Origin of the sequence: Rhodovulum visakhapatnamense, from assembly GCF_004365965.1 — a bacterium.
GTDB classification, from domain to species: domain Bacteria; phylum Pseudomonadota; class Alphaproteobacteria; order Rhodobacterales; family Rhodobacteraceae; genus Rhodovulum; species Rhodovulum visakhapatnamense.
Genome location: NZ_SOEB01000045.1, coordinates 1 through 11,298 on the forward strand (window position 1 = coordinate 1; position 11,298 = coordinate 11,298).

Genomic DNA, 11,298 nt, shown 5'->3' on the forward strand with positions numbered 1-11,298 from the left:
CGCCGCCGGTCACCCGGCCAGCAGGATCGACGAGCTCCTGCCCTGGAACTTCAACCCGTCAAGCTGATCCCGCGTGGGGCGCAGACAGCGCTTACGTTGCTCCGCGAGGTCCTGCCGGTAGCGCTCGGCCTCAGGCGACAATTTTATAGTTGCCGCATGTGGTCGTTTATCACCAGCACAACGGCGCAGGGCCTCCGCCAGCATCAGCGCCTCTTCATCCTGCAAACGACGCTTGGCCTGCAGAGCTTTGTCAATTTTCAACTCCAGAGAGCGCTTGACGACATCGTCCATCGAGCGAGTCGATAGCGCCTGTTTCAAGGACGAGTTAAGCGCATCGGCTGCTTTGACTGCAGCCTCCCGATCAGGGTAGTGATCCGAGAGAATAGTGTCATTGTCGCCGGGCACATAGCGCTCACGCCAAGTGAGTGCGAGTTCATCCTTGTAGACCAGCTCCTGCATGAACCAGCGTTCGAATAGCGGTTGATAATGGGGCCACACCGCGAGAATGGTGTCCGATGCGCGCTTAAGTTCGGACCATTTCACCATGAAGCGAGACCTTCAAAGCGGAAGGGCGTGGCGTGACGGAGCAACTTCATGCGGCCTTCTCCTGGCGGGCTCGAATGTCGACGATCCAGTGCGCCAGCGCGCTGATCTCGCTTTCGATCACCGACGCTGAGGGCAGGGGGGGATTGATTTCGCGGGGCTGACTATGAAGGAGCGCGGAACAACGGCCGAAGGCCTCACGCATGGTTACACAGTCTGTATCCGTGAGAACGGTCAGCTTGATCAGGCCAGTCGTATCGACTTTTCGCGACAGGCGACGGATTACCGGCCCGACTGCTTCTTCTACGGCACGTTCCCAGCAAGTGCGAAGCTGGTCTTGGAACGACGTCACTTCCCGGAGCCATTTCGCCTGGTCGCCGCGCTCGTAATGAATCTTCACATTGTCGAGGTGAGCCTTCATGCCGTCGATCACCTTGTCGAGCGGCATGACGCTGGCTGGCGGGTCCTGATGGCAGAAGCCGGAATTATCGGCGCCACGGCTGATCAGGCGGTACGCGACCGGCGTTGCCTCGCGATCCTTGGTTGCACGGCAGGCTTCGTCGAGCAGCAGCAGAAAGGCCATGTCATGCGTAAACACGATCACCTGGCGGGTGGAGCCCGCTTCGGCCAGGCGTGTGGCAACCCGATCGCGGTGCAGGTGGTCAAGAGAGGAAACCGGGTCGTCGAAAACGATGGCCGACTGCGCGTCGATGGTCGACAGCTCGGCGAGGAAGGCGGCGAGCGCTACGCAACGATGCTCACCTTCACTCAGAACCTTGCCGACCGGTTCGGTCGGTTTGTTGATGAGACGCACCTGGAAAAAGGGCACCCCCGCTGAGGTCTTAGCCTGTTGAAGTTCGATGGCGAGGCCGGCGACGCCGAGCTTGTCGACTTCGGTCGCGAAGCGGCTGCGCAGGCGATTGGTCACAAGAGCCTGGGCTATCCGGGCGCTTTGCGTCGTGATCTTTTTTGTGGTCGTGTCCTTGCTGGCCCTTTCCAGGGCCTCGATGGCTTTGCGGCGCTCAATCTGGGCGAGAACGTCGGCTTGCACAACGCCGAGCCACTTCCGGTCGGCCAGGCCGTCGCGCTCGATGATAAGGGCAGCACGTTGGGGAGAGCCTGCCTCCGATTCCAGGCCTTCGATCCGCGTGGCGATCCCGTCCAGCACATCACGTAATCCATCTAGTGTGGGGATCACGTCCGGCGGCAATGTATGCAAAAACTCGTCGGCGTGGGTTCGAAACACTGCCCGTAGTCGCCAGGACAGTTGGACGATCTGGCGGCGAAGGGTCTTCGCCAGCTCGTCTTTGCCGATATCGTCGCGGATCAGAGTAACGAACGAGGGCAGTTCTCTCATGGGGAAGCTATGTGAGGATAGCTGCTCCAGCAACTCGTCATAAGCTGCGGCGGCTTCCTCTTCACGACGTTTGCTTTCGTCCTGGACGAAGGCTTCGAAGCTGTTCAGTCGGTTAGCGGCTTCCTTGCTGAGCGGCTGCTGGCACAGGACGCAATGGGCATCGGGGTCTGTCACGGGAAAAGGCTTATCGGTATAGGCCGCTTCGCGTGAATAGGTTCGAGCCGCGTCCCACAGGGCTCTCCAGATGTCCGAACCAATGTCTGGGAGAGGTTCCGCAGCGAAAAGATCGACGGATGCGGCCAACGCAGCCGCTCGCGCAGTCGCAAGACGCCCATGAGCCTCGCGGAGCGCGATCCGGTTCTGGTCACAGGCTACGGCGGTCAATTTTCTGATCTGTTCGATCACCGCATTGGTACGGGTTTCCTGAGCCTGGAGCTGACGAACTGTCCGGGCGGGATCGCTGGCGAGGTCGGAAATGAGGGTTTGAAGATGAGCGTCTTCCTGCGCGTTCAGGCCTGCCAGCTTCTCAATGGCTTCGGGTTTGGTCTTTCCAGACAATCCGGCAATCATCTTGCCGACCGCCGTATCCGGCTTGCATTCGGGTTTCGAGAGGACGACGGGTAACTGCTGTTGCAGCTTGTGGATTTCGGCTGATAGTTCGGCTTTCACATCTTGGCACGCCTGCGCGAGGCCGGCGAGAATGCGGAGAGGAAGGGGCGTGTAGGCGAGATCGTTGGTGTTCTCGACATGGACATTGGCGGTCCGGGAGTCGAAGACGCTGACGGCGGACAGCATGGGATCGACCGCTCCGCCCTGATTCCACGTCGCGTTTCGCTTCTGACCGCCGACGAAGAAGTCGATGCTGGCAGTCGGTGCGCCGCCTGCACCGGCATAGATATTCGGAAGGATGGCATCACCCTTCGGTGAGCGTGCCCGGCAAAGCTGTTTGAGGACGCGGGCGTATCCGGATTTGCCAGCCCCATTGTCACCATAGATCACGGTAAGACCGGTCTTGCCGAAGGACAGCCGCTCGCCAGGCATGAGCGCATTCACGTTCGACAGTCCATGCAAGGCGCCGAGGCTGACAACCGCATGGCTTGCGGCAGGATCACGGATATGACTGGCGTCCAGCGGAGCTGCGGGATTGTCGCCCTTGCAGACAGCAACGAGCGCCGCGATATCGGCGGATTCAAGCTTGGTCTGGCTGCACAACCGACGCAAGGCGTCGCGCTGCCAGCCGGGCAGATCGGCAGACCATTTCAGTATGTCGGCAAGCGCCGCGGCCTCATTCGAGGGCTCAGTACTCTGTTGGTCCATCGTTTGTTTCCCCTTACCTTCATCTCAAGCAGCCGGCAATTTGATGATGCTATTGCCGTTCCCCATCAAGTGCCACCGACATTTTTCGGTTTGCCGACCATTTCCAGATTTTCCGGGATTCTGTGTTGAAAACCAGATCCGTGTCAATTTTTCGCAATTTGATCAACAAGATGAAAGTCGCTTCGAAATTTTCTGTGTTGCGCCATCCGGAAAAGTGAGACTACCACACCCATACGGGTAGCTCCTGAATCTGAGAAATCCCGTGGGCATCATCTATTTCACAGAAGGCGTAATCATGAACCTTGCGGACTTCGCTAAACGACTTCCCAAGAACTTCACCGAGCAGGAATTCGTCGATCTGATGAATCAGGTGATTGACTTGAAAGCAATCGTCGATCTTCCTGCGTCAGAACGAAGTGCCTTGTTCAATGGCGTCCAGTATCTCGTCGATTTCATCATGCTGGCCCAAGAAGCGAACGGGGAGCTTCACACCCATGAGGGCCATCCTGTGGTGGATTATGGTGGCCCCTTCATCCCGCATGTGCTGGTTCGGCCTGAGGGTACCGAGATGGACTGCACAGCGCTGGAGACCTTCGGGGTTGGAGAAGCCGACAAGTTTTTCGGAGATGAGTAAGCCTTTGGGCTGAAGGGCCGGATTGCTATCGTCTTGCGATAAAGCTGAACCCACACACCGACACCATCTTGCAAGGGAAGTTTGGCCGGGCCGGCCTTGCGACCGCGGAATAGCTCGCCCTTGCTCCTGCTGAACTGTCAGAGCAAAGATGTTCATGCCGCGCCATATGCGAGTCATCCTTCATGCCATCCAGGTGCGTAGAGGCAATAGCCAGCATGCTGCTAACTCAGTGAACAGCAGGCAGGCCTCAGTCGATGCAGTGTCGTTCCTCGCTCCCTCACTTGATCGACGTTCCGAAAGCCCCTGTGCAGCCTCCGGCTGCCACGCCCGGCTAAACTCGATTGCGCAGGCCATTGGCGCAGTCGTATATACGGATGGATCAACATCCAGCCCGTGTTTATCTTTGAGTGTGGCAAAGGCCTTGCCGACCCATTATGCGACTGAATTCCGTCAAGAATGCAGACCCGTTGCCAAGTGCTGAGCCTGCCACAACTGCAAAAGATTTCCTGAAAATGGGATGACCTCAGATTTTTCTTGATCTTACATGGCCAGGCCCGAAGAAATTGCCTGATAGGGGAGTAAGTGCTGCATGTGGTCTGACAACGAAACGCTTCGTGACCTCGTCAATTTTTCGCATGTGGCGGAAATTGCCGCGGAACGGATCGTTGGAGCAAAGGGCGAGCCGCTGTCGCTTGGCATCTCGGGCGATTGGGGCGTTGGAAAGTCTTCAATGATGAAATTGTTGCGTACCTCCCTGGAGGAGCGCGACGATGTGAATATTCGTTTCGTCGAGTTCAATGCATGGCTCTATCAAAACTACGACGATGCCCGTGCCGCGTTGATGGAAACCATTACCGCAGCCGTGGTCGATCAGGCATTGGCCAAGAAGGCCACTCTGGGAGAAAAGGCGCTCAAGCGCGCTGCGTCCCTTCTCGGTCGAGTCAAGAAGCTGCGCGTTCTGGGCATCGCAGGATCGGCCCTCTTCGACTACGCGACCCAGGGGAGTGTTACGCCCTTCGTCGCTAGCGGGATCTCGGCGGTTAGCGGCCTTCTCGACGGTGATGTCACTGGCGAAGACCTAAGGAAGGTGAAGGAGCTTGCGGCAGACGGGATTCAGAACGGCAAGGAACTCATCAAGGAAGGCGACGAAGCAGAGGTGGGTGCTGAAACGCCGCGCAAGGCCATCCAAGCGTTCCGTGATGATCTGGAAGCGACGCTTGCCGATCTGGACATCACCTTAGTAGTGATGATCGACGACCTGGATCGTTGCTTGCCGAAAACCGCTATCGCTACGCTCGAGGCAATGCGTCTCTTCCTCTTCCTGAAGCACACCGCGTTTGTCATCGCTGCTGACGAGCGGATGATCCGACAGGCTGTTCGTTCGCATTTCGAGGAGGTCGCGCTCAACGACGATCTCGTCACCAACTATTTTGACAAGCTCATCCAGCTTCCAATTCGGGTTCCCCCGCTCGGGACGCACGAAGTTCGTGCATACCTCATGATGCTGTTTGTAGATGCAGAGGCTTCTTTTGAGCTGGAGCAAAAGGAGGAGATACGTATTGCCGTCTGCCGTCGCTTGGGGAGAACCTGGAAGGGCGAGAGGGTCGATAAGTCTTTTGTTTCTGGCCTCATGCAGAACTGTCCACCGGGGCTACTTAACCGGCTGTCGCTCGCGGAGCGGATTGCACCGCTTCTCACAACCTCGCCGAATATCCAAGGCAACCCTCGGCTGATCAAGCGTTTCCTGAATACGCTGTCATTGCGTTCTTCCATGGCGCGGATTCAAGAGGTGGTGGTGGATGAGGCCGTCTTGGTGAAGTTGCTGCTCTTCGAGCGGTGCGGGGATAAGGATGCCTATGCGGAACTGTTGCGCGCAGTAAACGAGTCCGAGAATGGGCTGGCGGAATTTCTTGCGGACAAAGAGGCCTCTGCACGTGGTGACGCGGAGGCTCCGCCCTTGGAAAAACCTTGGAACGACGCGTTTCACCAAAACTGGCTGGCGCTCGATCCCCCCCTCGCAGAAAAAGACCTTCGCGGGGCACTGTATGTCGGTCGAGAAAGCCACCCAATCATTTCGCGTGCCGATGAGCTATCGTCCGAGGCGCTCGAGACCTTGGACATGTTGCTGCGTATGACATCTGCTAGCGCGACGGTTGATGCTGAGGTCGCCCGCCTGACCAATCAGGAGATCGGGCGACTTGCCGATAAGGTCATCGCGAAGGCTCGTCAGGAGACATCTTGGGGGGTTCCGAAAATTCTCAATGCTTTGCAGTCACTTGCGGGAGCATCTCCGTCGGCTGAAGCATCAATCATCGCATTCTTCAGCGAAGTCCCTTCAAGTCAGGTCAAGGCAAGCATTGTGCCACGATTGAGCCAAGTTGAATGGGGAAAACGCGTTCTGGCTGAGTTTCTCACGCGCCCTGACCTGCCGACTCCAGCCAAGAATGCGATTGGTAAAGTGGGAAAGTCTAAGTAATGGGTACTTCAGCTTCGAGCCGCGGCCCTGGTGCCGGCCCTGATATTCCGATCGTCCCGCCGTGGGTTGACGATCCGCCAGGGCAACCCAATCAGCCTCAGCCTCAGCCTCAGCCTCAGCCTCAGCCTCAGCCTCAGCCTCAGCCTGGAACTCCTGTTCAGCCAGCTCCCGGTGGCCCCGGTCACGCGCCTCAGCAACCGCCCGCTGCGCCGCAGCAACCGCAAGTGCCACCCCAACAACCTCCAACCCCCTCGCAACCCGGCCGCTGGCGAGGGGCGAGAACATCGCTTGGTAAATTCGCAGGCGGTGGTGACGGCCGCGACAAGCACCTGAAAAGAGGGCTCGGCCACTACTCACGCAGCGGTATGGGTGGAAGCAGAAATGCGGCTCGCAGAATGGGAGGGTCCGCGAAGGCGGCAAGTGTTCTGCATGGTGCGCTGACCTCGCTTGCCAGCGGACAGCCGCTTCCCCAAGAACTTGGAATCGACCCCCAGACGCTAGCTGGCCGGACGCCGGTTGAACTTGCAGATATTCTTGTGGATGCCATCAGGCCGATCGATGGCACCCAAGATGCTGAGGTGACCCGAGACTCCGTGGCACGGGCGCTATCGGATATCTTGGCTCAACACAATGATCTCACGAACCTTACCGCCGAACAGGTTGACCAAGTCACAGCATCGACGCTTGGCTACGATGTTGCGCATCGTATCGAACTCGACGTCGGGAAGGCCATCATCGACAAGGCTCCGACCAAGGGGGAAGGGCTGGAGAGGCTCCAGGAAATGAAGGACTACATTCGCGAAGTTGTAGCGGCTGAGTACGCGGCTGAACGAGCGCGTGGGAGTGTCGTCGGACACAGCAGTATCGAGCGCATATCGCGGGCAGCGATTCAGCAGACATTCGAGGTTTTTGAAGAGGAGGCTGGCCTGTGACGAGCGTAGCTTGCCTTCCGCAGGATTTGCCGGACATTCCGGACACAGATATTCGTTTCGACATCTATACGAATTCTCGGACACCCGGTCGCGGGCGAGTGGGGGATCTCGTACCGGGGCGGCTGCGTAGGCTCGGGCTTTTTCCGTCCGGGGCGGCGTGGGATTTTATGTCGTTCGCCATGGCAGTTGTCGCAGCAGATGAAGCTGTTTCGCGGGTGCGAAGCCCGGATGGATGGACGCGGAAGATTGACCTGACAGTGGCAGTTTCTGATCCCGCATTTTGGAACTCGGAGAGTGAACGCCTGACCCAAGCCCTTCGCTTCTTGTCCGGCGATATGTGGAGTGTCCAGTTTATTGCGGGCGGAGGAATGCCGTTCCCCCGCGGCCCCAGGCGTCCTCGGCCTGAGGATATGATCTGTCTCCTTTCCGGAGGGATGGATAGCCTCATTGGTGCGATCGATGCGGTGAGTGAAGGCCGCCAGCCGCTGCTGGTCAGTCAAATGGCGAAGGGCGACACGCAGGACCAAAGAACATTTGCTAGCAGCGTGGCCCCTCGCAGTCTGCACCTTCAACTCAACCATCACGCTCGACCGCCTTGCGCATCTGAACGTTCGCAAAGAGCGCGTTCGATTGCTTTCCTAGGCTTTGGAGTCATGGCGGCGACATGCCTGCAAAGCCACGCTGATGGCGAGATAGTTGAGCTAAGGATGCCGGAAAACGGCTTCATCAGCCAGAATGTGCCGCTGACCCCACTGCGCACCGGCTCTCTTTCTACCCGCACGACACATCCCTACTTCCTTAGGCTGATTCAGGAAACGTTGGAGGCTGCCGACCTGAGGGTGCATATCAGGAACCCCTACGAGTTTCAGACCAAGGGGGAAATGTTGAAGGGCTGCCAGGATCCAGCCTTGCTTGCAGCTTTGGTGGATACATCGACGAGCTGCGGTCGCTACTCTCGAACTGGCTTCCAGCACTGTGGTCGTTGCGTCCCATGCCAGGTTAGGCGCGCCGCCTACGTCGCCTGGGGTGTCCCAGACCGTACAGTCAAAGGTTATAAGTACGAACATCTTGGGCAAAAGGACGCGCGGCACGCAGGTTTTGACGATGTTCGTTCCGTCGCAATCGCCATAGAGACTGTAAGTCTTCAGGGAATTTCCGCTTTGATAGGGGGATCAATGAACGTACAGCTCCTCGGCGATCCGACCCCCTACCGCCGCGTCGTGAAAAATGGCATTGCCGAACTCGCGGCGTTACATTCGAAGCTGGGGGTCACTTGATAGATCTGCACTGCCATGTCGACCTCTATCCTGAACCGGCGTCGATACTCAGAGAAGTTGATGCTCGAGGTACCCATGTCCTCGCAGTAACGACAACGCCGAAGGCCTGGCGGGGCACCAGGAAGCTCGTGGGGGCCAGAAAGCGTGTGAAGGTCGCTTTGGGATTGCATCCAGAGTTGGTGGCGCAGCGTTACGGCGAGGTCGCGTTGCTGTGTGACCTCTTGCCGGAGGCTCGGTTTATTGGGGAAATCGGCCTGGACGGGAGCCCGGCTCATCGTTCCAGTCTCGGTCTCCAGCAGGAAGTATTTGAAAGAATACTAGAGGCGTCCGCGAAGCTGGGCGGTAGGATCATGTCCATCCATTCCCGTGGTGCCGCGACACTAGTTCTGGATGGGCTGGAAAGGCATCGGGGAGCTGGAGTGCCGATCCTTCATTGGTTTACTGGAACAGTTTCGGAGCTCGAACGTGCCATCGGTATGGGGTGTTGGTTTTCGATCGGGCCGGCGATGTTTCAATCCAAGAAGGGTCGCGACCTCGCTTCGCGGATGCCATTGAAGCGAGTCTTGACCGAAACCGACGGGCCATTCGCTCGCAATGGGCGAAATGCTATCATGCCATGGCAGGCCTATGACTGTTTGGAGGGGCTCGCTTCACTAACAGGGGGGGAGCCTGAGGAGCTTAAGCAACAGGTTCAGGAGAACTTCCGGTCACTCTCTACTGCACTGTAGAATTGACATGGTTTTCCCGGTTTTGGGAAAACCATGCCTTATGATGTCTTGGTTACGGAAGTGGTCTTTGATGTTTGAGACAAACGACGAGTGGGCCGTGGCACGCCGATCCATGAGCCTTGAAGCCGTGGTCCGCGTCACTGACAGTCCCACAGTCTGGTTGCCCGCCGTTGCTACCTGACAGACCCTGACTTCTTTAGGAGGTCAACGCTCCTACACCACGCTGTGGGACACTATCAAAACGGCACGCACAGTATGGGAGAACCTGAATGAGGTTCATTGTCAAATTCAGGTCAGATGAATCACCGAAGACCAGTCGCTACCCGCATGCGGTGCTAGTTCAGGACAACTGGGATGACTACGGGTACAAGACGACTTTTCAAGTCACGTTGCGCCTGTCGGCTGATGAAAGCTACGATCTCGGCAGCATTAAGATTATTCAGGCGGGGCGTTCCAGCGGCTATACTGAAATGCCCAAGCGTCCTTTTAGAGAGCTGCCGGCGGGCCATGCCTCGTTAGGTGCGGACCTCGACTACTATGAAACGATCTATAAGCTCGGGAGAGCTGTCTTTGAACCTTATTTGAAAGGGCTTCGAGACGTCGCGTTTGACGACGAGATCAAGGCCAGTGTTGAGGATACTGAAGCGTATCAAGTCTCGCTGCTACGCTTTAGCGGAGCGAAGCGTACAATCGCTGACGCTGCGCGATTGCTTCGTGCAGAGGCGCTACCAGCAAGACGGCGAAGCGCAGGATTTAAGGTCAAATTCAAAACTCGAGTGGCGCGAAATGCGAACCCATTCACGATTGAATTCGATTTTCAGCGCAAAGGCCGGTTGCCCAACCGGATTAATGCGCTGATCGGATATAATGGTACAGGTAAAACCAGACTGCTATCAAACCTCGCTATCGTCGCGAGTGGATTTGGATATGGTAGCAAGAAAGATATACTTGAAGATACAGCGGGTCGGTTCGTCGGTAAAGCGCCGCCATTCAAAACAGTGGTTGTGGTATCCTACAGCGCGTTCGATACTTTTGTCATTCCGGGAAGCACCGAGGAGGAGAAGGAGAGGCTTCAGGACAGCGGGGAAATATTTGGTTACGTCTACTGCGGGCTTCGTGAGCGATCAGACGATGACTCACTCGATGACGAGCAGGCTTATCGATTGCGCACTCCATCGGAAATCGAAGCGGAGTTTTTGGCTGCGCTTAAACGGGTTCGCGAGGCTGATCGGCTGGAGAACCTTTTAGAGGTGTTGAAACCGCTCCTTCGTGACCCATCGTTCCAACGCATTGGTTTGACCCAGCTCTATGCTAATCGGGATGAGGAAGACCTGGCGGAACTCTTCCACGGATTGAGCAGTGGGCATAAAGTCGTCCTCAAAATCGTCACTGAACTCACGGCCCATATCTCAGGGTCGGAACCAACCTTGGTTTTGATAGACGAGCCAGAAACCCACCTTCATCCGCCGCTACTCGCTGCCTTTCTCAAGAGTGTCAGATCGTGTCTCGAAGCTTTCGATGGTTATGCCATCATCGCTACTCACTCACCAGTGGTCCTGCAGGAAACACCGGCGAAGTATGTCCATGTGCTACGACGGTTGGCCGATCAAAACCATGTTGCGGCGCCGAGTGTGGAGACGTTTGCTGAAAGTATCGGCGTCATAACGCAGGAGGTTTTCAACCTGGGCGACGGCTCGACTGATTGGCACGAGACTCTTAGAGCGTTGGCGCGCCAGAACAACCTTGAAGAGATTGAAGAAGCCTTCGGCCGCAAGCTTGGCTTCGCGGCGCGCTCTTACATTTTGAGTATTCGCGATGAGATGGAGGAGTAGCAGGATGCGCTCGATCCCGCTGCTGGCCGTCAACGCCACCGATGTATTTGATGAGATTACCGCCGCCAAACGCCAACCGCGCCGGCGACGTATGGTGGCAGTCCGCGCTAGGTCGTGTTGACAAAAGGGATTCCGCTCGTGCGCAGGGCATGATCCAAGGTGGCATCTGCGATGGAGACCAGCTTGGCACGAGATCTTATGT

At 57.2% G+C, this 11,298-nt stretch carries 8 protein-coding genes; 6 read left to right on the forward strand and 2 right to left on the reverse strand.

Features of this window, described 5'->3' with window-relative positions; genetic code table 11:
- Positions 1–9: 9 nt before the first annotated feature.
- Both EV657_RS20405 and EV657_RS20410 read right to left on the reverse strand, forming a co-directional pair.
- A complete protein-coding gene (locus tag EV657_RS20405; protein ID WP_208323334.1) occupies positions 10–546 on the reverse strand; it encodes a hypothetical protein in 537 nt (178 codons plus the stop codon).
- Between the two features lie 46 nt (positions 547–592).
- Positions 593–3,217, reverse strand: a complete 2,625-nt coding sequence (locus EV657_RS20410; RefSeq protein WP_134079642.1) for an AAA family ATPase — start codon at positions 3,215–3,217, stop codon at positions 593–595.
- Positions 3,218–3,479: 262 nt separating this feature from the next.
- Between EV657_RS20410 and EV657_RS20415 the strand changes: the two genes are divergently transcribed.
- From EV657_RS20415 to EV657_RS20440, 6 genes are all read left to right on the forward strand, one after another.
- Positions 3,480–3,851, forward strand: a complete 372-nt coding sequence (locus tag EV657_RS20415) for a hypothetical protein (protein WP_243837764.1) — start codon at positions 3,480–3,482, stop codon at positions 3,849–3,851.
- Between the two features lie 589 nt (positions 3,852–4,440).
- On the forward strand, positions 4,441–6,327 hold the full coding sequence (locus tag EV657_RS20420) for a KAP family P-loop NTPase fold protein (RefSeq protein ID WP_134079644.1): 1,887 nt from the start codon (positions 4,441–4,443) through the stop codon (positions 6,325–6,327).
- A gap of 365 nt (positions 6,328–6,692) precedes the next feature.
- Complete coding sequence (gene qatB / locus EV657_RS20425; RefSeq protein ID WP_341800946.1) at positions 6,693–7,259, forward strand: Qat anti-phage system associated protein QatB; 567 nt, start codon at positions 6,693–6,695, stop codon at positions 7,257–7,259.
- Between the two features lie 98 nt (positions 7,260–7,357).
- Positions 7,358–8,536 (forward strand): Qat anti-phage system QueC-like protein QatC, encoded by a 1,179-nt coding sequence (gene qatC, locus EV657_RS20430; protein ID WP_341800947.1) that lies wholly within the window; start codon positions 7,358–7,360, stop codon positions 8,534–8,536.
- Complete coding sequence (gene qatD / locus EV657_RS22835) at positions 8,533–9,264, forward strand: Qat anti-phage system TatD family nuclease QatD (protein WP_134079649.1); 732 nt, start codon at positions 8,533–8,535, stop codon at positions 9,262–9,264. Before qatC ends, qatD begins: the two co-directional genes overlap by 4 nt.
- A 269-nt stretch (positions 9,265–9,533) precedes the next feature.
- A complete protein-coding gene (locus tag EV657_RS20440; RefSeq protein ID WP_134079650.1) occupies positions 9,534–11,096 on the forward strand; it encodes an AAA family ATPase in 1,563 nt (520 codons plus the stop codon).
- The last annotated feature ends 202 nt before the right edge of the window (positions 11,097–11,298 follow it).

Excerpts from the sequence above, each read along its gene's own strand:
- qatB (WP_341800946.1), top strand. The coding sequence starts at position 6,693 with ATGGGTGGAAGCAGAAATGCGGCTCGCAGAATGGGAGGGTCCGCGAAG.
- EV657_RS20410 (WP_134079642.1), bottom strand. The coding sequence starts at position 3,217 with ATGGACCAACAGAGTACTGAGCCCTCGAATGAGGCCGCGGCGCTTGCC.
- EV657_RS20420 (WP_134079644.1), top strand. The coding sequence starts at position 4,441 with ATGTGGTCTGACAACGAAACGCTTCGTGACCTCGTCAATTTTTCGCAT.
- EV657_RS20440 (WP_134079650.1), top strand. The coding sequence starts at position 9,534 with ATGAGGTTCATTGTCAAATTCAGGTCAGATGAATCACCGAAGACCAGT.
- EV657_RS20405 (WP_208323334.1), bottom strand. The coding sequence starts at position 546 with ATGGTGAAATGGTCCGAACTTAAGCGCGCATCGGACACCATTCTCGCG.